General features: G+C 73.9%; 21 protein-coding genes. 11 read left to right on the forward strand and 10 right to left on the reverse strand.

Annotated elements, in window-relative coordinates; all coding sequences use genetic code 11:
* Positions 1 to 9: 9 nt before the first annotated feature.
* Positions 10 to 858, reverse strand: coding sequence for a 16S rRNA (cytidine(1402)-2'-O)-methyltransferase (rsmI, locus tag FHU36_RS08000; RefSeq protein ID WP_376774121.1), 849 nt, complete (start codon positions 856 to 858; stop codon positions 10 to 12).
* 77 nt (positions 859 to 935) lie between these two features.
* Between rsmI and FHU36_RS08005 the strand changes: the two genes are divergently transcribed.
* Together FHU36_RS08005 and FHU36_RS08010 are read left to right on the forward strand one after the other, a co-directional pair.
* Positions 936 to 2555: a dolichyl-phosphate-mannose--protein mannosyltransferase gene (locus FHU36_RS08005; protein ID WP_185083116.1), complete on the forward strand. Its 1620-nt coding sequence runs from the start codon at positions 936 to 938 to the stop codon at positions 2553 to 2555.
* Positions 2556 to 2670: 115 nt separating this feature from the next.
* Positions 2671 to 3852, forward strand: coding sequence for a hypothetical protein (locus FHU36_RS08010; protein WP_185083117.1), 1182 nt, complete (start codon positions 2671 to 2673; stop codon positions 3850 to 3852).
* Positions 3853 to 3855: 3 nt separating this feature from the next.
* On the opposite strand, the gene FHU36_RS08015 is transcribed toward FHU36_RS08010, so the two are convergent.
* Positions 3856 to 4257 (reverse strand): MerR family transcriptional regulator, encoded by a 402-nt coding sequence (locus tag FHU36_RS08015; protein WP_185083118.1) that lies wholly within the window; start codon positions 4255 to 4257, stop codon positions 3856 to 3858.
* A 47-nt stretch (positions 4258 to 4304) separates the two neighbouring features.
* Here FHU36_RS08015 and FHU36_RS08020 point away from each other — a divergent pair, with 47 nt between their 5' ends.
* Positions 4305 to 5090 (forward strand): MBL fold metallo-hydrolase, encoded by a 786-nt coding sequence (locus FHU36_RS08020; protein WP_185083119.1) that lies wholly within the window; start codon positions 4305 to 4307, stop codon positions 5088 to 5090.
* On the opposite strand, the gene FHU36_RS08025 is transcribed toward FHU36_RS08020, so the two are convergent.
* A complete protein-coding gene (locus tag FHU36_RS08025; protein WP_185083120.1) occupies positions 5084 to 7858 on the reverse strand; it encodes a DUF7824 domain-containing protein in 2775 nt (924 codons plus the stop codon). The two genes, FHU36_RS08020 and FHU36_RS08025, sit on opposite strands and share 7 nt — an antisense overlap.
* A gap of 43 nt (positions 7859 to 7901) precedes the next feature.
* The gene (locus FHU36_RS08030) at positions 7902 to 8150 is read right to left on the reverse strand and encodes a hypothetical protein (protein ID WP_185083121.1); all 249 of its coding nucleotides are present in this window, start codon (positions 8148 to 8150) and stop codon (positions 7902 to 7904) included.
* 184 nt (positions 8151 to 8334) lie between these two features.
* Here FHU36_RS08030 and FHU36_RS08035 point away from each other — a divergent pair, with 184 nt between their 5' ends.
* Entirely contained in the window at positions 8335 to 8847 is a 513-nt protein-coding gene (locus tag FHU36_RS08035) for an isochorismatase family protein (RefSeq protein ID WP_221495801.1), read from the forward strand.
* A gap of 123 nt (positions 8848 to 8970) precedes the next feature.
* On the opposite strand, the gene FHU36_RS08040 is transcribed toward FHU36_RS08035, so the two are convergent.
* Both FHU36_RS08040 and FHU36_RS08045 read right to left on the reverse strand, forming a co-directional pair.
* A complete protein-coding gene (locus FHU36_RS08040) occupies positions 8971 to 9777 on the reverse strand; it encodes an SAM-dependent methyltransferase (RefSeq protein ID WP_185084684.1) in 807 nt (268 codons plus the stop codon).
* 91 nt (positions 9778 to 9868) lie between these two features.
* Positions 9869 to 10708, reverse strand: a complete 840-nt coding sequence (locus FHU36_RS08045; protein WP_312891488.1) for an SAM-dependent methyltransferase — start codon at positions 10706 to 10708, stop codon at positions 9869 to 9871.
* A gap of 111 nt (positions 10709 to 10819) precedes the next feature.
* On the opposite strand from FHU36_RS08045, the gene FHU36_RS08050 reads away from it, so the two are divergent.
* Together FHU36_RS08050 and FHU36_RS08055 are read left to right on the forward strand one after the other, a co-directional pair.
* Entirely contained in the window at positions 10820 to 11635 is an 816-nt protein-coding gene (locus FHU36_RS08050; protein WP_185083124.1) for an AraC family transcriptional regulator, read from the forward strand.
* Between the two features lie 8 nt (positions 11636 to 11643).
* Positions 11644 to 12321 carry a LysE family transporter gene (locus FHU36_RS08055; RefSeq protein WP_221495802.1) on the forward strand — a complete coding sequence of 226 codons (678 nt, stop codon included), beginning with the start codon at positions 11644 to 11646 and terminating at the stop codon, positions 12319 to 12321.
* A 71-nt stretch (positions 12322 to 12392) separates the two neighbouring features.
* Here the strand turns inward: FHU36_RS08055 and FHU36_RS08060 are convergent, their stop codons facing one another.
* A complete protein-coding gene (locus FHU36_RS08060; RefSeq protein WP_185083125.1) occupies positions 12393 to 14453 on the reverse strand; it encodes a sensor histidine kinase in 2061 nt (686 codons plus the stop codon).
* A gap of 252 nt (positions 14454 to 14705) precedes the next feature.
* Here FHU36_RS08060 and FHU36_RS08065 point away from each other — a divergent pair, with 252 nt between their 5' ends.
* The 3 genes from FHU36_RS08065 to FHU36_RS08075 all read left to right on the forward strand — a co-directional run bounded on the left by FHU36_RS08065 (position 14706) and on the right by FHU36_RS08075 (position 17781).
* Positions 14706 to 14894: a DUF5999 family protein gene (locus FHU36_RS08065; RefSeq protein WP_185083126.1), complete on the forward strand. Its 189-nt coding sequence runs from the start codon at positions 14706 to 14708 to the stop codon at positions 14892 to 14894.
* Between the two features lie 29 nt (positions 14895 to 14923).
* Positions 14924 to 15376, forward strand: coding sequence for an ATP-binding protein (locus tag FHU36_RS08070; protein ID WP_185083127.1), 453 nt, complete (start codon positions 14924 to 14926; stop codon positions 15374 to 15376).
* Positions 15377 to 15546: 170 nt separating this feature from the next.
* On the forward strand, positions 15547 to 17781 hold the full coding sequence (locus FHU36_RS08075) for a polysaccharide lyase 8 family protein (protein ID WP_185083128.1): 2235 nt from the start codon (positions 15547 to 15549) through the stop codon (positions 17779 to 17781).
* 133 nt (positions 17782 to 17914) lie between these two features.
* On the opposite strand, the gene FHU36_RS08080 is transcribed toward FHU36_RS08075, so the two are convergent.
* The gene (locus FHU36_RS08080; protein WP_185083129.1) at positions 17915 to 18301 is read right to left on the reverse strand and encodes a MerR family transcriptional regulator; all 387 of its coding nucleotides are present in this window, start codon (positions 18299 to 18301) and stop codon (positions 17915 to 17917) included.
* 140 nt (positions 18302 to 18441) lie between these two features.
* On the opposite strand from FHU36_RS08080, the gene FHU36_RS08085 reads away from it, so the two are divergent.
* Both FHU36_RS08085 and FHU36_RS08090 read left to right on the forward strand, forming a co-directional pair.
* Complete coding sequence (locus tag FHU36_RS08085; protein WP_185083130.1) at positions 18442 to 18903, forward strand: MarR family winged helix-turn-helix transcriptional regulator; 462 nt, start codon at positions 18442 to 18444, stop codon at positions 18901 to 18903.
* A gap of 48 nt (positions 18904 to 18951) precedes the next feature.
* Positions 18952 to 19482 carry a hypothetical protein gene (locus tag FHU36_RS08090; protein WP_185083131.1) on the forward strand — a complete coding sequence of 177 codons (531 nt, stop codon included), beginning with the start codon at positions 18952 to 18954 and terminating at the stop codon, positions 19480 to 19482.
* Positions 19483 to 19489: 7 nt separating this feature from the next.
* On the opposite strand, the gene FHU36_RS08095 is transcribed toward FHU36_RS08090, so the two are convergent.
* Both FHU36_RS08095 and FHU36_RS08100 read right to left on the reverse strand, forming a co-directional pair.
* The gene (locus FHU36_RS08095) at positions 19490 to 20437 is read right to left on the reverse strand and encodes a YobF C-terminal domain-containing protein (RefSeq protein ID WP_312891489.1); all 948 of its coding nucleotides are present in this window, start codon (positions 20435 to 20437) and stop codon (positions 19490 to 19492) included.
* Between the two features lie 67 nt (positions 20438 to 20504).
* The gene (locus FHU36_RS08100; RefSeq protein WP_185083132.1) at positions 20505 to 21512 is read right to left on the reverse strand and encodes a 1-aminocyclopropane-1-carboxylate deaminase; all 1008 of its coding nucleotides are present in this window, start codon (positions 21510 to 21512) and stop codon (positions 20505 to 20507) included.
* Between the last annotated feature and the right edge of the window lie 18 nt (positions 21513 to 21530).

Raw genomic sequence — 21530 nt, forward strand, 5'->3', positions numbered from 1 at the left:
AAGCGCACCCTACGGGGTGGAAGATCCTCTGTGAACCGCCTCGTAGAGCTCCCGCCGCGGCATCCCCGCGGCCTTGGCGACGTCGGCCACGGCCGTCTTCCGCAGCTCGCCGGCCGCCACCCGCCGCTCCACCTCGGCCACCAGCCCCTCCATGTCGGCCGGCTCGTCGGCAGGCACGTGGCCCGCGACGACGACGGTGATCTCGCCCTTGACCCCGGCCGCCGCCCACGCGGCCAGCTCGCCGAGACCGCCGCGGCGCACCTCCTCGTAGGTCTTGGTCAGCTCGCGGCAGACGGCGGCCGGGCGGTCGGCGCCGAACGCCTCGGCCATCGCCGCCAGCGAGTCGGCCAGCCGGTGGGGCGCCTCGAAGAAGACCATCGTGCGCTCCTCGCCCGCCAGCGCCGCCAGGCGGCGGGCCCGCTCGCCGGTCTTGCGCGGCGGGAAGCCCTCGAAGCAGAAGCGGTCGCTGGGCAGGCCGGAGACGGCCAGCGCGGTGGTGACGGCGCTCGGGCCGGGCAGCGCCGTCACCGTGACGCCCTCCTCGACGGCGAGCCGGGTCAGGCGGTAGCCGGGGTCCGACACGCCCGGCATCCCGGCGTCGGTGATGACGACGACCGTGCGGCCCTCCTTGAGGGTCTCGACCAGCTCGCGGGCCCGGCCGGCCTCGTTGGCGTCGTAGTAGCTGACGATCCGGCCGCCGATCTCGACGCCCAGCTCGGTGGCCAGCCGGCGCAGCCGTCTGGTGTCCTCGGCCGCCACCACGTCGGCGCTGCGCAGCGCGTCGCGCAGCCGCGGCGACACGTCGCCCGCCTGACCTATGGGGGCTCCTGCCAGCACCAACCTGCCGTCTGCTCTCACCCGACCATTGTGGCAGGGCATCCCGATTGGGCAGTGTTTCCGCGTAACGTTCGGCTTCAGGCCCGTACGATGGCCGAATGGCGGTGACCGACTTCGCGTACCAGGCCTTCGAGGACCCGAAGGCCGACGAGAGCAGTCCCCGTGCGCGTTCGGTGCGCGACCGGATGGTCCCGCCCATGCGCGGCAGCGAGCTGTGGGGGTGGCTCGGGCCGATCCTCGTGATGATCTTCGGTGGGGTGCTCCGGTTCGTCAACCTCGGCCATCCCAAGGCGGTCGTCTTCGACGAGACGTACTACGCCAAGGACGCCTTCTCCCTGGTCACGTGGCTGGTGGAGCGGGTCACGATCAAGGACGCCGACAAGGCGCTGCTGGCCGGCAACACCGACATCTGGGAGAAGTGCACGGGCCAGACGCTCGACAAGTGCGCCTCCTACGTGGTCCACCCGCCGCTGGGCAAGTGGATGATCGGCGCGGGCGAGTGGCTGTTCGGGATGAACCCCTACGGCTGGCGCTTCGCCGCCGCCGTGGTGGGCACGCTGTCGATCCTCGTCCTGGCGCGGGTGGCCCGCCGGATGACCCGCTCGACGCTGCTCGGCTGCTTCGCCGGGCTGCTGCTCGCCCTCGACGGCCTGCACTTCGTGCTGTCGCGGACGGCGCTGCTCGACATCTTCCTGATGTTCTGGGTGCTGGCCGCGTTCGCCTGCCTCGTGGTCGACCGCGACAAGACGCGGCAGCGGCTGGTCGAGTGGTACGAGAGCGCCCCCCTCTCGCCCCAGGGGCCGAGCCTCGGGCTGCGGCCGTGGCGCATCGCCGCGGGCGTCTGCCTCGGCGCGGCGATGGGGGTCAAGTGGTCCGGGCTGGCGTTCGCCGTGGCGTTCGCCGTCATGTCGCTGCTGTGGGACCTCGGCGCGCGGCGGGCGGTCGGCGTGCGGCACCCGTACGCGGGGGTCTTCTCCAAGGACCTGCCGAACGGGCTGCTGGCGTTCGCCGCCGCCCCGTTCGTCACCTACATGGCGACCTGGACCGGCTGGTTCGCCACCGCCACCGGCTACGGCCGCAACTGGGACCAGGCCACCTCGTCGGGGCCCTTCTACTTCGTCCTCGACTCGGCGCGGTCGTGGGTGAAGTACCAGTGGCAGGTCTTCACCTTCCACAACGGGCTGGAGACCTCCCATCCCTACATGTCCGACCCGTGGCAGTGGCCGCTGCTGCTGCGTCCCGTGGCGTTCTACTACCAGGGCGTGCAGAACACCTGCGGCGTCAAGGACTGCTCGGAGGCGGTGCTCGGCGTCGGCACGCCGGTGATCTGGTTCGGGGCGCTGCTCGCGCTGGTCGGCCTGATCGCGTGGTACGTCGCCACGCGCGACTGGCGGGCCGGGGCGGTGCTGCTGGCGTACGCGATGGGGTGGCTGCCGTGGTTCTACTTCGCGATCGCCTCCAACCGGACGATGTTCCTGTTCTACGCGATCCCCATGGTGCCGTTCATGGTGCTGGCCATCACGCTGTGCGCGGGGCTGATCATCGGGCCGGCCGGTGCGACGGCCGGCATGCGGCGTACGGTCGGGGCCGCGGCCGTGGGGGCGTTCGCACTGCTCGCGCTGATCAACTTCTGGTGGCTGCACCCGGTCCTGTCCGGCGAGCTGCTCCCCTACACCGAGTGGAAGGCCAGGATGCTGTTCGACAAACGCTGGATCTAGTCGTGACCACATCCCGCTGAACAGATGCTTTCCTAGGGCAATCACTGTGCAAGACCCAATACGCGCCGGTTTCGGGCATCGTCAGGCCCGGGCCCGATACGGCAAACTTCGAGGCATGAGTGCACCGGACGTCACCGCGCTCCTCGCCGAACTGGAACGCTCTGAGCCGGACCTCGCCGAGGAGGCCAGGACCGCCGTCGAGTGGCTGACCGGCGGCGACCCGCTGGAGACGGTCACCCAGCTCGACGTCTGCGAGTTCCTCTGGTACACCCTGCCGTTGAAGGTCGGCGGCGACCACGAGCGGCTGGCCCGTTCGCTGGGCCGCCTGCTCCAGCTCGGCGGGCTGGAGCGCTACGCCGAGCTGTGCGTCTCGGCGACGACGCTGCGGATCCTGCGCACGTACGCGACCGAGGGCGAGGACGCGGGCACCCTCGCCTACCAGGCGGCGCTGGAGGCCACCGGCGTGCTGCCGCCCGACGTGCCCGAGCTGCAGTGGAGCACGATCATGGGGCCCGAGGAGCTGGGCGCCCACGTGGCCTGCTCGGCGGCGCTGGAGCTGGCCATCCTGGCCGGAGACGACGGCGACCGGGTCGCGCTGACGCGGCGCTGGCTCACCGAGCCGCGGGCCGAGCTGGGCGGCGACAACTGGCTGCACCGCGTCCACGGCGAGCGGCTCAACCGCTGGGTGCTGGGCCGCGGTCCGGCCAGGCGGGAGCTGGCGCAGCCGTACGAGGTGCGGCTGCACGCGCCGGTGCCTGCCCAGCCGGTGCCCGCGCTCCACGGGCTGCTGTCGCTGGCGGCCTCCGAGAGCCTGCCGCTGCGCTTAGCGCCGTCCCCCGAGGCGTTGCGGCTGCGCGAGCTGGCCGAGCGGGAGCTGGGTGCGCTGCGCCGCGACGGCGCCAGGCTGACGATCACCTCCGAGGGCAGGCGGCTGCTGCTGTCGCCGGGGACGATGTGGGAGGCGGTGACCGGGCTGCTGCTGGCTCCGGGTGAGCACGAGTTCGAGGTGTCGGCCCGTGAGGCGGCGCTGCTGCTGCTCGCCGACGGCACCCTCATGTCGCCCGTGGAGCTGCGCCGGCGGGTGGCCGAGGTGGTCGGGGGCGAGGGCTGGCATCCGGCCACGGGCCTCGACGACGTCGCCACCCCGGTGGACCACCTGGTCGGCCAGCTCACCGCGCTGGGGCTCGCGTTCGGCGACGAGCTGGCCGTACGGATGTCGACGACCGGGCATCTGGCGGCCCTGACCGCGTTGCGCGCCCACGCCCTGCGCCCCCGGCAGTACGTCAACTCCGGCTGAGCGTCACTCCGGCACGCTCACCCGCCGCACGGCCCGCTTGAACTCGGAGCACTCGACGAACGGGTCGTGGTCACACACCAGGGCGTGCCGGAGGCTGTCGCGCAGCCGGGTGAGCCGCGACACCAGCTCGTCCACCTCGCGTTCCTTGACCGCCATCCGGGCGCGCAGCTCCGTGTCGCCCGGCCCGGCGGCCAGGAACCGGCCGATCTCGGCCAGCGCGAACCCGGCGTCGCGCGCACAGGTGATCAGTGCCAGCCGGTCGAGCGTGTCAGGCAGGTAGGCGCGGCGCAGGCCGTTGCGCGCGACCGGCGCGATGAGGCCCTTGCGCTCGTAGAACCGCAGCGCCGAGGGCGCCAGGCCGGACCTGCGCGCCACCTCGCCGATGTCGAGCGGCGTCTCCTCCACGGGCGTCTCCTTGACTTGAACCGCGCTTCAAGTCGCAGTCTAGGCGCATGAAGATTCATCACCTCAACGTCGGGTCGATGCGCGAGATCGACTCCACCACCGGCCTGCCCTCCGCCCGGGCGGTCTGCCATGCCCTGCTCATCGAGACGCCCTCCTCCGGACTCGTCCTGGTGGAGGCCGGTCTCGGCCTGGACGACGTGACCCGGCCGGCCGACCTGCTCGAAGCCGAATGGGTGGACCTGGTGGACCCGGCGCTGCGACCGGCCGAGACGGCCGTGCGGCAGCTCGCCGCACTCGGCCACGACCCCGCGGACGTGCGCCACGTCGTGCTCACGCACCTGGACGTCGACCACAGCGGCGGCCTGCCCGACTTCCCCGGCGCGCGGGTGCACGTCATGGCGGCCGAGCTGGAGGCGGCCCTGGCCGAGGCGCCGAGCCGCCGCTACCGGCCGGGCCACTGGGCGCACGGCCCGCACTGGGTCACCTACGGCGAGGGCCCCGGCGAGACCTGGTTCGGCATGGAGGGCGCACAGCCGCTGCACGGCCTGCCGGACCTGCTCCTGGTGCCGCTCGGCGGGCACACCGCGGGGCACGCCGGTGTGGCGGTCAGAGAGGGAGACCGCTGGCTGCTGCACGCCGGCGACGCGTACTTCTACCACCGCGAGCTGGATCTGGACCCGGTCTCGCACCCGCTCATGGACATCGTCCAGGTGGACTCGCAGGTGGACGCGGAGCTGCGGATCGCCAACCAGGCCAGGCTGCGGACCCTGGCCCACACGCACGGGGTGTCGGTGTTCTCCGCGCACGACCCCTGGGAGCTGGAGCGCTACTGAGCCAGCCGGGTGTGCAGGCGGCGGGCCTGGCGTACCAGGCCGCTCTCGCGGCTCCGGGCGGCCAGCTCGGCGATCCGGGGCAGCTCGCCGCGCGCGTCGGCCCAGGTGGCGACGTCGGCGGCGAACGTCGTCAGCCGGGTGTGCGTGACGGTGGCCCGCTCCCCCGGCCCCGGCAGGTAGCCGGTCAGCAGGCCGGCCATGATCTGCCACACCTCGCGGTGCGCGCCGTGCCGGGCGGCCTCCTCCAGCACCCCGAGCACCTCCGCCACGGAGTAGAGCCGGTACTCCCGCTCGTTCGCCTCGTCGCGCCGGAACAGTGTGGCGAGCTCCGCCCCGACCTCCGCACCGGGCAGCCCGCCCGAGGCGGCCAGCCACAGCAGCGGGCGCAGCGTCTCCTCCGGCTCCGCGCACAGGCAGTGGGCGACCAGCAGCGCCATGGCGGGACCGCCGGGACCGTCGGCGGCGGCCAGGAGGGCCAGGTGCGCGGCGGCGGGTCTGCGGTGGATCGCGTCGGCGAGCGCCGGGTGGACGGCGTGCGCGGCGACGAGCTCGCGGTCGGAGGGCAGGACGGAGAGGTGCGCCTCGAACGCCTCCTCGCCCCGGAGGTCGGCGAGTGCCTCGTCGAGCGTCGCCGACCCGGTCGGGTCGGCGACGAAGACGCCGTCGCCGCTCTCCTGCCGGCGCAGCGTGACGCGCGGGCCGGCGGGCCGGTCGGTCATCCACCGGGCGGCGGCCCGTCCCGCCGTGCCGGTCAGCCCGGCGGCACGCTCGACGACGTCGGCGGGCACCGTGCGCGGCAGCCGCAGCAGCGCCTGCTCCAGGTCCACGGGCAGCGCCTCGGCACCCGCCCGCTCGTAGCCCTCCAGCCGGTCCACCAGCTCGGCCGCGTCCAGGCGGCCGTTGACGTGGGTGGGCGTGGCCAGCAGGTACGGCGGCAGCGTCCCGGTCACGAGGGCCTCGTAGACCTCGGCGAAGCGGCGCAGCGGCATCCGCCGCCCTGTCCCGGCGATCTCCGGCAGCCGTTCCCGGGTCGTGGGCGGGGTCCGGTCCGGGTGTCCGGCGGTCGCCTTCGCCTCGGCGCCCGGCTCGGTCAGCTCCTTGGCCATCGCCGCCGCCCAGATCTTCAGGTGACGCCACGGCGCCGACCGGTACATCTCCGCGGGGAAGAGTCCGGCGACGGGGGCGAGGGTCTCGGTCAGCGCGGCCCGGTCGGTCGCCGCGAGCCGGACGAACACGTCGAGCCACCGCTCGGCGACCAGCCACCGGTGCTCCGACAGCCGGGACGTCGGCAGCCCGGCGGGGCCGAGGACCGGCGGCGTCATGCGGGCGGGCTCGGGCGCGGACGGCAAGGGCGGGGGCGCGAAGGGCCGGGCCTCGGGCTCCGGCTCGGCGGGCACCGCCTCCCCGCCGAAGACCTCGGCCAGGGCGACGCCCTCGCCCGCGGGCATCAGCGGCAGCGCCTCGCGGATCCGTTCGGCGCCCGCGGGGGTGAATCGCGCGGCGTGCTTGACGGCCAGCCGGGCCGCCCGGGCGCGGGCCTCACCCGACTCGCCCACCAGCGCCGCGCCCAGCGCGGCGGCGTAGCCGTCGAGGTCGCCCTGGTGGTCGCCGGCGAGCCGGTCGAGCCAGACCAGCCCGGCGCGCACCAGCTTGCCCTCGGCCCGGAAGACCAGCCCCTCGACGGCCTCGGCGGCCTCGTCCGGGTCGAGCGGGCCGAGCCGGCGCAACCGCTTGAGCGCCAGGTCGGCGACGTTGGGCGGGGCGGCGGGCAGCAGCCGCAGGTAGTCACGGCCGCGGGCCGCCACCTCTTCCGGCGCCGGGTCGAGCGCGTCGTGGAGCCGGACGAAGAAGCGCAGGTCGGCGGCCGTTCCGCCGCGCAGGAAGCGGCTGAGGCAGCCGTCGAGCAGGCTCTCGCGGGGCACGCGTTCCTGCCGGGCGAGGCCGGCCAGCCAGGCGGGACGCTCGTGGTCCTCGCGCAGTTGCCTGCCCACCCCTTCGGCGTCGAACAGGCGCGGCAGCAACGTGTCGAACAGCGGGTCGGCGGCCGGGTCGGCGGTCCGGTCGGCCGCCGGATCGGTGAAAGGGTCGGTGGCAGGATCGGTGGGTGGGTCGGTGGCCGGGTGCTGGGGCGGGCTCCAGGTGGTGAGCCAGGCGAGGGTCAACGGGTCGTGGGCGGGCGGCTCGGCCCCGGTACGGCGCAGCAGCTCCAGCGTCAGCCGCGCCGAGCGGCCGGCGTCGCCCCGGGCGTCCCGGCTCGGGCCGCGCAGCCGCATCGCCAGCCGGACGGCCAGGTCGGCCTGCCAGGCGGTGGGCCGGGCGGCGACCGCCTGGAGGATCAGCGGCACGTCGTCCCGGTCGGTCCAGCGCTGGAAGTCGCGCCGGTGCAGCCACGACACCACGGCCGCCGCTCCGCCGAGCGTGCCCGCCCCGGCGACTCGCATGGGCTCGATCCACCGGCTGCCCACGTAGGTCCGGTGGTGGACCCACAGGTCCCAGTAGTAGTCGGTGGTCGAGTGCCGGTCGCCGGTCTTCCGCCGGTAGGCGGCCACCCGGGCGTCCCACTCGCGCTGGAGCTCCGCACGCCGTTCGGCGTCCCGTGCCTCGCCGCGCCGTCGCGCCTCGGAGAGGTGGCCGGGCAGCTCGCGGGCCACCTCGCGGCGCTCCCCCTCACCGAACCCGGCGACCAGCGCCGCCACCGCAGCCGGGTCCTCGGCGTCGATCGCCGCGCGCACCGCGTCCCAAGCCGTTCCACTCCGCTGATCACTCATGGGCGCAGACCCTAGAGACGATCTCCGACAAATCCGGGAATCGTCACTCGGAGACACGCTCCATGAGCTCCAGCCAGAACTCCCTGGCCTCCCGGCCGCTGTAGTGGCGGTGGCGGATGCGCTGGTTGCCCCGGTACACGGCGATCTCGGTGGTGACCGAGACCTGCTGCCCGACGAGGGAGGTGTAGAGGCTCACCCACTCGTCCGGACGGGGGCTCCAGTCCGGGAAGGCCATGTGGGCCGCCTGCATGCGAAAGGCCTGGAACCAGCGCTCCTCCCCCGAGGTCTCCACGAGTCCACAGTGGCAGGGCGGGCGCCAAGGACACGCAAAACGACCATCTCCCACCATCAGGAAGTGCTTCATAGGGAGTTGAGCTCTCGGCCGCCGGCGTTCAGTTGAGTACCGCTTCCCGCTTGACCACCGGGCGATCGCGCTCCAGGTCCACAGGTCGATGTGGCTCGCTACCATGCCGATCATGGACAAACTGGATCCCCGCCGCACCGCATTGCTCCTTATCGACCTGATGACCCGCATCGTCGAGCAGCCCACGGCACCACATTCCGGGCCTGCCGTGGTCACCCGCTCCCTCGCTCTGGCCGACGCAGTGCGGAAGGCGGGCGGTCTCGTCGTCTCCGTGCGGGTCGAGCGGCCAGGCGTTGCGGAGCAGCCACCGGGCAGCGAGCTGGTCGAAGGGGCAGTCGGCGACCTGGAGATCGTGAAGCGCACCTGGGGTGCATTCCACAACACCGGGCTGGAGGAGGCGTTGCGCAAGCGCGCCATCGACACCCTGGTCATCACCGGGATCGCCACGAACTTCGGCGTCGAGCAGACCGCGCGTTTCGCCGACGAGTTCGGCTTCAAGGTGATCTTGCCCGAGGACGCGATCACCGCACTCGACGCGCGCGCCCATGAGTTCGCCTTCGACTACATCTTCCCGCGTATCGCCACTGTCTGCACGACCGCCGAAGTCGTGGCAGCGCTGGACTGAGAGGGCACACGGAAGCTGTCCGAACGTCTGCCGCTTGAGCATTTCCTCAGAGGCGCACCATCGGGGATGCCCCGACATGCCAGGGCGTCGTCACGCTTCGCGGCGCGGCCAGGAACCCGCGGGTCAGCGTTTCACTGCGACGCCGCAGACGGCGCTCACCGGGTCGGACGCGTCCCGGTCGCCGGGGGCGGGACGCCACCGCGGCGTGGGCACCACGCCCGGCTCCACCAGCTCCAGCCCCTCGAAGAAGGAGGCGATCGCCTCCGGGCTGCGCAGGTGGTAGGGGTAGGCCGCGCGGGAGTTGTAGCTGTCCACGGCCGCGACGAGCGCGGGGTTGGTGTCGGTGCCGTCGCTGAGCGCGAGGTAGCTGCCGGCCGGCAGGGGGGCGAGCAGTCGCTGGACGAGGCCCTTCGGGTCCTCGGCGTCGGGGACCTGACCGGCGATGCTCAGCATGGTCAGGGCCACCGGCCGGGTGAGGTCGAGGGTCGCGGCCGCGCCCTCCAGGATGCGGTCCGGGTCGCGCACGTCGGCGTCGATGTAGTCGGTGGCGCCTTCGGGGGTGCTGGTGAGCAGCGCCCGGGCGTGGACGAGCACCAGCGGGTCGTTGTCGACGTAGACGATGCGCGACTCGGGGGCCACGGACTGGGCGACCTCGTGGGTGTTGTTCGCCGTGGGCAGGCCGGTGCCGATGTCGAGGAACTGGCGGATGCCCACCTCTCCGGCCAGGAAGCGCACCGCGCGGATGAGGAACTGCCGCTGCAGCCGGGCCACCTGGGCGAAGGCCGGGAACACCCGCAGGATCGTGTCACCGGCCTCCTTGTCCACGGCGTAGTTGTTCTTGCCGCCGAGCAGGTAGTCCCACACGCGAGCCGAGTGCGGCTTGGTGGTGTCGACTCGATCCCAGGCGGAGCGGGCGCTCTCGTCTTCCATCAGGCTCCGTTCGGAGATCACGACCGCTGCTGCGGTCACCCTAAACACGATCATCTGGGACGCGCGCCGGTCGGACGCGCGCCGCGTTCCGTCAGGGCGCGGGCTGTCCCGGGACCCGGCCGACTCCGGCGAGGATGCCGGGCCTGGCCAGGTCGACGGGGGCGCCGGCGGGCGTCCCGGGGCTCCAGTCGTCCACGGGGACGAGGCCCGGCGGGAGCAGGTCCAGGCCCGCGAAGTAGCCGGCGATCTCGTCGTGACCGCGCCGGGCGATGCCGCCGGCGGCCGTGGCCGAGTAGACCTGCCGGCCCGCCTCGGCCGCGTCGTCGGCGGCTCCGCCCTCGTAGATGTGGGACAGCACCAGCGCGGAGCCGGGCGTGAGCCGCTCACGGATGCGCCCGACGGCGCGGGCGGCCTCGGCGTCGTCGACCACGAAGTGCAGCACGGCGACGAGCAGGACCGCGTACGGCCGGCTGAGGTCGAGGTGCGCGCGGACCTCGGGAGCGTCGAGGATCGCGTCGGGGTCCCGCACGTCGCCCGGCAGGGCGATGACGTCGGGGGCGCCGGCGAGCAGCGCCCGTGCGTGGACCAGCACGACGGGGTCGTTGTCCACGTAGACGACGCGGCTGCCGGGGGCGTGGCGCCCGGCGACCTGGTGGACGTTGTCCTGGGTGGGCAGCCCGGCGCCGATGTCGATGAACTGGCGCACGCCGGACTCGGCGAGCAGGCGGACGGCCCGGCCGAGGAAACCGCGGTTGGCCTGGGCGATCTGCCGCGCGTCGTTGCCCATCTGCCGGCCGATCTCGATCATCATCTCGGCGGCCTCGCGGTCGGCGGGGAAGTTGTCCTTGCCGCCGAGGTAGTAGTCGTACATGCGCGCGACGCTCGGCACACGGGTGTCGATGCCCGGTAACGAGCGATCCAGGTCGCTCACCCGGTCTCCCCTCGCTGTCAACATGGTCATGCTGATTCTAAGGAGATTCGGAGATCTCGCCACAAGATCGGCAAATGCTGCCGAGCGTGATTCGGCCCTTACGCTGGTCGCATGCAGGTCAGCGAGTGGAACGGCACGCAGCTCGCGGTGGTCAGGCCCGCCGCGGGCGGCTTTCCCCGGCACAGCCACGACGAGTACGTGATCAGCGTCAACCTCCTCGGCCACGAGCGGGTGCGGCTGGACCGTTCCTCCTTCGAGGTGGGCGCCGAGGACGTAACCGTCTACAACCCCGGCCAGGTCCAGTCGTGCACCACGCGGACGCCGCCGGGGACGGTGTGGGGGTGCGTGAGCTGGTACGTCCCGCCCGCCTTCGTGCGGTCGCTGACCGGGGACGCGCCGGTGGACTTCGAGCGGCCGGTGCTCCGGTCGGCGCCGCTGCGCGCCGAGCTGCCGGCCGCCGCCCGCGCCCTGCGCGCGTCCGGGGACGACGCCGATCTCGCCGGCGAACGGCTGACGCTCCTGCTCCTTCGCCTGCTCGACCTGGCGGGAGACCCGCGGGCCGCCCGCCGCGACCGCGCGACCGGCGCCCGGCGAGTCGCGATGGACGCGCGGGTCTCGGCCGTCCTCGACCGGCTGCGCGACGACCTGTCCACCGCCCCGCGCCTGGCCGACCTGGCCGACGAGGCGGGGATGTCGCGCGAGCACCTGATCCGGTCCTTCACCAGGGCCACCGGCAGCCCGCCGTACGCCTGGCACCTGCAGGCCCGGCTCGCCGAGGGGCGCCGGCGGCTGCGCCGGGGCGAGCCGGTGGCCGCCGTGGCCCACGGTCTCGGGTTCGCCGACCAGGCGCACTTCCACCGCCACTTCGCCGCCGCCTACGCCATCACCCCCGGCCGCTACCGCCGGCTGAGCGCCGTCAACATCTGACAAGAACCGTGGGGGTCGCGGACGCCAGAGTGGGCGCCATGGTCGAGGTGTTCGTGGTGGCCTTCTGGGTGGGGCTGGCGTTCAACGCGGCCCCGGGAGCGGTCTTCGGCGAGTCGCTGCGCCGGGGCATGCGGGGCGGGTTCCGGCCCGCGTTCGCCGTGCAGGTGGGGTCGCTGGCGGGTGACGCCGTGTGGGCGGTGCTGGGGCTGACCGGTGTGGGGGCGCTGTTCACCGTGCCGGCGTTGCGGGTGCCGCTGACCGTGGGGGGCTGCCTGCTGCTCTGCTGGCTGGGCGTGGTGGGGCTGCGGGACGCGTTCTCCGCCCCGCGCGGGGCCGCGCCGGGAGCCGGGCAGGTGGCCGCCGCTGAGACCCGGCCCCTGGTGTCCGCCGTGGCCGTGGGCGCCGGGATGTCGCTGGGCAACCCGTGGAACGTCGTCTACTGGTCGGGAGCGGCCGGCGCCGTCGGGGCCGTCCTGGGCCGGCACGCCGACGTGGCGGGGCTGGCGACGTTCTTCACCGGGTTCATGGCGTCGTCGCTGGTGTGGTGCTTCGTCTCGGCCGGGTTCGTCGCGCTGCTGCGCCGGGCGGTGCCGCCGCCGGCCGTACGAGTGCTGGAGGGGGTGTGCGGCCTCGCGTTGATCGCCCTGGCGGTCGTGCTGGCGGCGCGGCTCGTCACCGGCCCCTGAGCCGGGGGCGCGGGGCCGCCGGTCAAGGGTCGCCGGTCAGGGGCCGCCGGCAGTCCGATCCGGGTAATCGGTCAGCGGCGGTCGAGCCGGTCCAGCTCGGCCACCCGCCCTTCGTCCCCTCCGGTGGGCAGCGGGAGCCTGACCTCGACCCGGGTGCCCCCCTCGGCGACGGGGCCGATCACGCACACGCCGCCCAGCTCGGCGGCCCGTTCCCGCATCGAGGCGAGGCCCACGCCCGCGCGGTGCCCGTCCGGCAGGCCGCGGCCGTCGTCCTCGACCACCACGCGCAGTTCCTCCGGCCGCCGCTGGAGGAGGACGCGGGCGTGGGTGGCGTCGGCGTGCCGGCGGATGTTGGTCAGCGCCTCCTGGGCGATGCGGTAGACGGCCACCTCGACGGCCGCGGGCAGTCCGGTCAGGTCGCCCTCCGCCTCGACCTCGGTCCCGGTGCCGGGCGGCGACTGCCCGGCCAGCTCCCGCACGGCACGTTCCAGGCCCAGGTCGTCGAGGGCGGGTGGGCGCAGGCCGTATACCAGTTCGCGGATGTCGGCCGCGACCGCGTCCATGCCCGAGCGCAGGCTCTGGAGCAGGGCGTCGGCCGAGTCGGGCGACTTCTTCAGCCGGCTGCGGGCGATGTTGATGGTCATGGCCATGGCCGACAGCGTCTGGCCGAGCCCGTCGTGCAGGTCGCGCCGCAGGCGGCGGCGCTCCTCCTCGCGGGTGGTGAGGATGCGTTCCCTGGAACGTTGCAGGTCGGCCGCCATGCGCACGGCGTGCGCGACGTCGGCCGCGTGCGGCGTGAGCGTGGCCAGCACCCGCTCGTCGTGGGCCGCGGGGAAGCGGCGCGGGCCCGGCTGCCCGACGAGCAGCCGGCCGACCCGCTCGCCGTGCCAGACCAGCGGCACCTCGCGCGGCGCGGCGCCGACCCGCCCGCTCTCCACGTACCTCGGCTCGCCGTCGGCCACCTCCACCGCCACGCCCTCGACGGCGAGACCGTCGCGCAGCACGCCCACGACCGAGGTGAGCGCCTCGGCGGGGTCGGCGCGGCGCACGGCCTGGGTGAGCCGCTCGGCGAGCAGGCGGGGGTCGCCGACGCTGCCGTACAGCATGCGGTCCACGGTCCGCTGCAGCGCGCGCCGCAGCGGCTGGAAGAACGCCCCCGCGAACAGGGCGGAGGCGAGGCCGGCGATCTGGTCGTAGCCGGAGACCAGCAGGCTCGACAGCGCGCCGGCCCCGAAGTAGACCGCGCTCACCACGGCCAGCAGCCCGGCGGCCACGAACGTCCGGCTGACCACCGTGTCGATCCCGTACAGCCGGTAGCGCATCACCGAGAACGCCACCGCGACCGGGATGAGCGCCGCCCACACGAAGGAGGCCCACAGCAGAGCGGGCACCCCCACGGACGCGACGAGGAAGACGATGTAGCCGACGAACGCGTACAGCGGCCAGGCGATCTGCCGCCGGCCGGCCGGATCGGCGTACCGCATCCGCACGGCCAGGGACAGCGCCGCCAGCGCCATCGCCGAGTAGATGCCGGCCCACGCGACCGTGAACAGCAGCTCGTTGAACGGCGCCAGGGCCGGAACCTGCAGCGGGTTGGGGATGACCGCCGGGTACGGATAGCTCTCGGCGGGCGGGTCCACGCGAAGGAGCCCCCGCAGGAGCTGCGCCGTGATGGCCGTCGCGCCCAGGGCCACGACCAGCCGCCAGCGCGGCGACGGCAGGCGCCCGTCGGGCGAGTAGAGCGGGAGCAGCATGGTCAGCAACAGGCCGCACCCGGCCCAGCCGAGCTGCGAGACGTGGCGCAGGTAGCCGGCGGTGAGCAGGTCGCCGTCGGCGGCCATCCGGAACATCAGCGCCTGGCTGAAGTCGCTCACGCCGGCCGCGAGGCCGCCCCAGCACATCAGCCAGGCCATGTTCAGCCGCGGCCGATGAAAGATCAGGAACGCGCCCACCGCGGGGAACATCAGCGCGGCGGCCGACTGGGGGCTGATCGTCCGCGTCGGGTACCACGCCGCGGGCAGCCCTTCGGCGATCACGACCGCGGCCACCGCGAGCACCGGGGACGCCACCGCCGTGCCCACGGCGACCGCCCGCGCGACCGTGACCCCGGATTTCCCGGCGAACCCGGTCATCTTCCCCCGCCTTCCGCCTTGGGCGCCCCCCGCCGCTCGGACAGGAGTATGCCGGTTTTGTCGCAATATTGCGCCCCCCGTGGCCGGGCCGTTACCGCGCCGGGCGTACGTAGGCGAGGGAGGACTACGTACATACATGAAATAGGTACCTATATAGGGATTTCTCACGTCCCCCCGAAGGGGTCCAGAAGGCACGCTTGTGACCTGGAGCACCACCGACTTCCCGGAAGCGATCATCGAGGGTTCAGCACCATGTGTCAGCACCAGCCGCCATGTCCGTCCGTGGACGCACCCGACCGTGAGGCCGCGCGCCTCGTGGCCTACCACCCCGAGCAGGGGTGGGGACTTCTCTGCAACGGAGTGGTGTGCTTCGACGACTGCGGTGAGCTGCTGCCCGACGGCCGGAGCATCCCCGCGTACGCCGGGGGCGCAGCGGCATGAACGCCTTCTGGGACAGGATTGTCAGCTCCATGACCGTCGACCCGGGCCACACGGCCACGTGGCAGTTCGCGCGCACGCCCGCGGGCCTGCGCGGGGCCCGGCGCGTGACTCGGCACAAGCTGGCCTGCTGGGGCCTCGCCGACCAGAGCGACGTGGTGGAACTGCTCGTCAGCGAGCTGGTGGGCAACGCGATGGAGCACACGCGCGGGACGATCCACCTGACGCTGTCGATGGAGGACGGCCTGCTGCGCTGCGAGGTCGAGGACGACGACCCCGAGCTGCCCCGGATGCGTCACGCCGGCCCGGAGGACGAGACCGGGCGGGGACTGCGGCTCGTCGACGCGCTCTCCTGCTGCTGGGGCGGCGACCACACCGCGCACGGGAAGGTGGTCTGGTTCGAGGTGCCCGCCTCGGCCCCGGCCGAGGAGCCCGTCGCCGCCATGATGCCCGCCATCGCCGCGGTGAGCGCGGAGCTGTCCTGAACCCCTGAGCTCCCCCGAGAACCCCCGACGGGACGCCGGGGCCGGGCTTCGGCCCGCACACCGCCCGGCCCCGGCGTCCCACCTCTTCCCTCTCCGGGATCCCAGCTCTCGGAGAGGGAAACCCTCCCCTTACGGCCGAAGCGCCAGCGAGATGGCCGGATAATTCCGGTGTGGGCGCACACTCCAGGCGGCTGTTCCTCCTGCTCGGCGGAGCGGCCGTGGCCGGGGCGCTGCTGCCGGCGCAGGCCGCGCACACGCCGGACACCTTCTTCGCCCTCGTGCGCGCCCGCTGGCGGGAGGTCACCCTGGGGCCGCCGACCGCCACGTCCGCCCGCGCGACCGCGCTGGGCGCGACCGCGGCCCGCCACCTCGACGGCATGCGCCCCACGGGCACGTCGCTCTGGCCCGGCCTGGACTTCCCCTCCTTCGAGGACACGCCGCAGCGATTACGGACCATGGCCCGCGCCTACGCGCTGCCGGGCACCGGCCTGACCGGCGACGCCCGGCTCGCCGCGGCCGTGGCCGCGGGCCTCGACCACTACCGGCGCCACGTGTACACCGCGGGCGCCGACCCGGCCGGCAACTGGTGGCACTGGCAGATCGGCGTCCCCCGAGCCCTCCTCGACGCGGCCGTGCTGGTCGGCCCGCACCTGCCCCCGCGGCACCGCACGACGCTGGCGCGGGCCGTCGACCACTTCGTCCCCGAGGACCGCCTCGACGCCTACGACGGCACCAGCACGGGAGCCAACCGGGTGGACCTGTGCACGGTGACGCTGCTGCGCGCCGCCCTCGACGACGACCACGGCAAGGCCGCGCTGGCCGCCTCGGCGCTGTCCCCCGTCTTCCCGTACGTGCGCGAGGGCGACGGGTTCTACCGCGACGGGTCGTTCATCCAGCACACCTCAGTGCCGTACCAGGGGGGCTACGGCCTGGTGCTGCTGTCGGGGGTGGCGACGCTGCTCGCGGTGCTGCGGGGCACGCCGTGGGAGGTCACCGACCCGGCCAGGCAGGTCGTCTTCGACATGGTGGAGCGGTCCTTCGCGCCGTTCGTGCGCGACGGGTTCTGCATGGACCTGGTCAGCGGGCGGGGGATCGTCCGCGGGCCGTACGTGGACCACCGCCGGGGCCGCGCCATCGCCGCGGCGATCCTGCTGCTGGGTGAGTCGGCCCCGGCCGCCGAGCGGGCCCGCTGGCAGGCGATGGTCAAGGGGTGGGCGGTGCGCAACACGTACCGGCCGCTGCTGGAGGGCGGCGATCCGGCCTCCCACGCCCGGCTGTCCGCGGTGCTCGCCGACGACGCCGTACCGGCCTCGCCCGAACCTGTCGGTCACACGCTGATGCCGATGAGCGCCCGCGCCGTGCACCGGCGGCCCGGCTGGTGCGCGGCGCTCAGCATGGCCTCCGACCGGATCGGCCACTACGAGCACGGCAACGGCGAGAACCTGCGCGGCTGGCACACCGGCTCCGGGATGCTCTACTGGTGGGCCGAAGGGCACGGCGACCACTACTCCGACACGTTCTGGCCCACCGTCGACCCCTACCGCCTGGCCGGCACCACCGTCTCCACCAAACGCCTGCCCGACGGCGCCGGCGCCGGGTGGGGCGACACCCGCACGCCGTGGCGCTGGGTTGGCGGCGCCACCGACGGCACCTACGCGGCCGTCGGCCAGCACCTGGCGGGTCTGGAGAGCACGCTGGAGGCGTTCAAGTCGTGGTTCTTCCTCGATGACGCCGTGGTGTGCCTCGGGGCCGGGATCACCTGCTCGGACGGCGTGCCGGTGGAGACCGTGGTGGACAACCGCCGCACCCGCGCGGCCCTGACCGTGGACGCCGCGGCCGGCTGGGCGCACCTGGAGGGACACGGCGGCTACGTCGTGCCGGACGGGCAGCGGCTGCGCACCCTGCGCGAGGACCGGACCGCCGGGCGGGAGACCCGCGGCTACGCGACGCTCTGGCTCGACCACGGGGTGGACCCCCGCTCGGCCGGGTACGCCTACGTCCTCCTGCCCGGCGCGAGCCGCGACGCCACCCGGGCCCGCGCCGCCGATCCCGGCCGGGTCCTGGTCCTCGCCAACACCGCGCGGCAGCAGGCCGTCCACGCGCCCCTGCCGGGGATCACCGCCGTCACCTTCTGGAACGCCGGTGCCGCCGGCCCCCTGACCGCCTCCGGGCCCTGCGCGGTCCTGGTCAGGGAACGCGGCGACGGCACGGCCACGCTCAGCATCGCGGACCCGCGCCGCGACCTCGACGAGCTGACCCTGACCTGGGACCGTCCGGTGGCGGCGCTGGTGGACCGCCCCCCACGGCTCGCCGCGGCCGCCACCGGCGCCCGGCTCACGCTCCGCCTCACCGGCCTGGCCGACGAGGAGGGCGGCTCCACCACGGTCACCGTACGGCTCGCCTGACGCTGGTGGGTCGCTCGGGATGACGGCCACGAGGGCCAGGGCGACCGGGAAGATCGTCCGCAAGTCCGTCGCCGGCGTTCCCGCCGCGTGCACGCATGCTGCGACGGGACCCGTCCGGCGTCCCCACCGCGCCTCAGGTAGTGCCCTCCCGGCTGCCGGCCGCGCCGCCCAGCGCGGTGGCGAGCATGGAGTCGAGCGCCCGCTGGGACGTCTGGAGCCGGGCGATGGTCTCGGTGATGCGGCCGCGCTCCCGGCGCAGGTTGTCGATCAGGCTCGGGCACGCCGCCGCCACCATCCGCTCGCCCTCGTCATGGACGCAGTGCAGGAGCCGGGCGATGACCACGGTCGGCAGGCCGGCGGCGAGGAGGGCGCGGATGTGCCGCACCGCCGCGACGTCCGACCCGGAGTACTCGCGGTAGCCGTTGGCCAGCCGCACCGGCCTGAGCAGCCCCTGTTCCTCGTAGTAGCGAAGCAGCCGCTTGCTCACGCCCGTCTCGCGGGAGAGGTCCCCGATCCGCATCCGTGCCTCCGCTTGCCCCTGGCACCCCATGTGCCGCCCTGCCGTCCCAGTGTCGCCGATGCCGTGGACCGGCTTTCCCCAGGGCACCCGGTGCGGTCACCGCTCGGTGAAGGACGCGAGCGTCGCGGGACACTGAGGTGGTGACGACCGAGAACGCCCGGCCAGAGCCGCCCGCCACCAGCCCGTCCATCGTGCTGCTCACGCTCGCCCGCCGGATCGAGTCGGAGCTCGGCGCCGCCCTGGCGCCGCTCGGGCTCACGGTCGGCCGGCTCGGCCTGCTCGGGCACATCGCGGGCGTGCCCGGCGCGTCGTTCAGCGACCTGGCGCGGATGTCCGGGATCACCGTGCAGAGCGTGCACACGGCGGTGAAGGCGCTGTCCGGCGCCGGGCTCGTCCGCGACAGCACGGCCCGCGCCGGCTCCGCGTCCCGTCTGGAGATCACGCCGGAGGGCGCGCGGCTCATGGACGAGGCCATGCGGGCCGTCGCGGAGGTGGACGAGCGGCTGTTCGGCGCGGCGGCGGACCCGATCCAGCGGCAGGTGGGCGACGCCGTACGGGCCGCGTTCGCGGGACTCACCCCACCCAACCTTCAGGCTGACTGAAGCTCCTGGTAGGCTTCAGCCAACCTGAAGCCTGCAGAGGGAGACGTCGTGGAAGGTGTGCTGCTGTCCGTGCACGTGCTCGCCGGCATCGTGTTCGTCGGAGGTTCGGCGATCGCGGCGAGCCTGTTCCCCCGCTACGCGCCGGTCTCAGCACCGGCCACAGCGCCGGTCACAGCGCCGGTCACAGCGCCGGTCACAGCGCCGGTGCCGGCGGCCACGGGGCCCGCCGCGGACCCGGAGCCGGCGTCCGAGGGCGGACGCAGTCGCGCGGTGGCCGTCGCGCTGCACCGCATCACCCGCGGCTACGGCCTCTTCGGCGTCGTCGTGCCGGTCGTGGGCATCGCCCTGGCCGTCACCCAGGGCCGGATGGGCGAGATCTGGATCACCATCTCCATGGTCCTCACCGCCGCCGCCGGCGCGATCCTCGCCCTGTTCATCTGCCCACGCCAGCGCGAGGCCCTCGACACGCCCGACGACGGCACGCGGCTGCGCACGCTGAGCATGCTCGCCGGTGTCTACAACGTGCTGTGGGCCGTGGTCGTCGTCATGATGATCGTCCGTCCGGGCGATCACTCCTGAAGGGCGATCACTCCTGAAGGGCGGCGCGCAGCCGCTCGTACGTCGGAGCCAGCCGGCGCAGCCCGGCGGCGAGCGCCGCGTCGTCACCGGTCACCACGGGTCCCTGCAGACCGCCCACGATGCGGGCCTGCTCCACGGCGACGGCGGCGCCCTCGGGCCGGCCGACGGCACGCAGGCAGGCCGCCAGGTCGGCGAGGCGGCGGGCGCCCACCCGCACAGCGAACGCCTGCCACACCGTTCTGACCTGCGGGTCGAGCCCTTCCTCCACCATCTCGGCGGCCCGCTCGGCGGCCTCGGCCTGGCCCAGCGTGCCAGGGGCGACGGCCATGTCCGTCCGCCCCGCCAGCCAGGCCAGCCCTCCGGGCAGCGAGCGGCGCAGCGCCTCGTCCGGAGCCACCCGCGCCGGCCGGACGAACCCCGACCGCATCGCGTACGGCCGCTCCAGGTAGCCGATCAGCTCGCCACGCCACGCCTCGGCGAAGGCGCCGACCGGCAGCCTCGCGTACGGGTAGCCCTGCGGGTCATGCAGGAGCACGCCGTCCGCGCCCACCTCCAGCACCACCACGTAGTGGTCGGCCCCGACCGCCTCCCCCGCGCCCGGCTGGTACGACAGCAGCCCCAGTTCCAGCGGCCCCGCCAGTACCGGGCCGTCCTGGCAGGCGCGGCGCAGCCGTTCGACCGCCTCGGCGGCGGAGCCACCGTCGCGGCGCTCACAGGTCCAGCCGAGCAGGCCGATCGCGGCGTCGAGCCCCACCTCGGGGTTCCAGCCGTACGGGTCGAACAGCGGCAGCCGCCCCCCGATCAGCTGCATCCCGTACGGGGAGCCCGTCAGGACCTCGATCACGGCGGGGGGCGGAGCGTGCTCGCCGAGGATCATGGCGAGCGAGTTGGCGTAGCAGTACGGCCCGGAGCCGACATAGGGCAGCGACATGCCGGCCAGCCTGCCGCCTGACACGGTGTCAGGCTCAAGCCGTCGCGTTCGCCGGGCCCGGGTCAGGCGATGGCCGAGCCGGACCGGCAGGTCACCGGAAGACGCCGCTGTAGGCGTTCAGCGCGGGCTGGCCGCCGAGGTGGGCGTACAGGACGTTGGAGTCCTTCGGGATGTCACCGTCGCGGACGAGGTCGATGAGCCCGGCCATGGACTTGCCCTCGTACACGGGGTCGATGATCATCCCTTCCAGGCGGCCGGTGAGCCGGATGGCGTCCAGGGTCGACCCGACGGGGATGCCGTAGAGGTCGCCGGCCCAGCCCTCCAGCACGGTGATCTCGTCGTCGCGCAGGTCGCGACCGAGGCCGATCAGCTCGGCGGTGTTGCGGGCGATCTTCTCCACCTGGGCGCGGGTCTCGTCGATCTTCGCGGAGGCGTCGATGCCGATGACGCGGCGCGGCCGGTCCTGGCCGGCGAACCCGGCGATCATGCCCGCGTGGGTGCTGCCGGTGACGCTGCACACGATGATCGTGTCGAAGAACACGCCCAGCTCGGCCTCCTGCCGCTGGACCTCGTACGCCCAGCCGGCGAAGCCGAGCCCGCCCAGCCGGTGGTCGGACGCCCCGGCGGGGATGGCGTAGGGGGTGCCGCCGGCGGCCCGGACGTCCTCCAGCGCCTGCTGCCAGCTCTCCTTGAACCCGATGCCGAACCCCGCCTGGACCAGCCGCACGTCGGCGCCCATGATCCTGGACAGCAGGATGTTGCCGACCTTGTCGTTGACGGCGTCGGGCCAGTCCACCCAGCTCTCCTGCACCAGGACGGCCTTGAGACCGGCCTTGGCCGCGACCGCGGCGACCTGCCGGGTGTGGTTGGACTGCACCCCGCCGATGGTGACGAGGGTGTCCGCGCCCTGGGCGAGCGCGTCCGGCACCAGGTACTCCAGCTTCCGGGTCTTGTTGCCGCCGAACGCGAGCCCGCTGTTGCAGTCCTCCCGCTTGGCCCAGACGCGCGCGCCGCCGAGGTGTTCGCTCAGCCGGTCGAGAGGGTGGACGGGGCTGGGACCGAACAGCAGCGGGTAACGCTCGAAGTCGTCGAGGGACATGCGTGGCTCCTTGGGTGT

The sequence above is a fragment of the Nonomuraea muscovyensis genome, assembly GCF_014207745.1.
Lineage (GTDB): Bacteria > Actinomycetota > Actinomycetes > Streptosporangiales > Streptosporangiaceae > Nonomuraea > Nonomuraea muscovyensis.

Excerpts from the sequence above, each read along its gene's own strand:
- FHU36_RS08010 (WP_185083117.1), top strand. The coding sequence starts at position 2,671 with ATGAGTGCACCGGACGTCACCGCGCTCCTCGCCGAACTGGAACGCTCT.
- FHU36_RS08070 (WP_185083127.1), top strand. The coding sequence starts at position 14,924 with ATGACCGTCGACCCGGGCCACACGGCCACGTGGCAGTTCGCGCGCACG.
- FHU36_RS08050 (WP_185083124.1), top strand. The coding sequence starts at position 10,820 with ATGCAGGTCAGCGAGTGGAACGGCACGCAGCTCGCGGTGGTCAGGCCC.
- FHU36_RS08035 (WP_221495801.1), top strand. The coding sequence starts at position 8,335 with ATGGACAAACTGGATCCCCGCCGCACCGCATTGCTCCTTATCGACCTG.
- FHU36_RS08060 (WP_185083125.1), bottom strand. The coding sequence starts at position 14,453 with ATGACCGGGTTCGCCGGGAAATCCGGGGTCACGGTCGCGCGGGCGGTC.
- FHU36_RS08100 (WP_185083132.1), bottom strand. The coding sequence starts at position 21,512 with ATGTCCCTCGACGACTTCGAGCGTTACCCGCTGCTGTTCGGTCCCAGC.
- FHU36_RS08005 (WP_185083116.1), top strand. The coding sequence starts at position 936 with ATGGCGGTGACCGACTTCGCGTACCAGGCCTTCGAGGACCCGAAGGCC.
- FHU36_RS08025 (WP_185083120.1), bottom strand. The coding sequence starts at position 7,858 with ATGAGTGATCAGCGGAGTGGAACGGCTTGGGACGCGGTGCGCGCGGCG.
- FHU36_RS08020 (WP_185083119.1), top strand. The coding sequence starts at position 4,305 with ATGAAGATTCATCACCTCAACGTCGGGTCGATGCGCGAGATCGACTCC.
- FHU36_RS08080 (WP_185083129.1), bottom strand. The coding sequence starts at position 18,301 with ATGCGGATCGGGGACCTCTCCCGCGAGACGGGCGTGAGCAAGCGGCTG.
- FHU36_RS08065 (WP_185083126.1), top strand. The coding sequence starts at position 14,706 with ATGTGTCAGCACCAGCCGCCATGTCCGTCCGTGGACGCACCCGACCGT.
- FHU36_RS08040 (WP_185084684.1), bottom strand. The coding sequence starts at position 9,777 with ATGGAAGACGAGAGCGCCCGCTCCGCCTGGGATCGAGTCGACACCACC.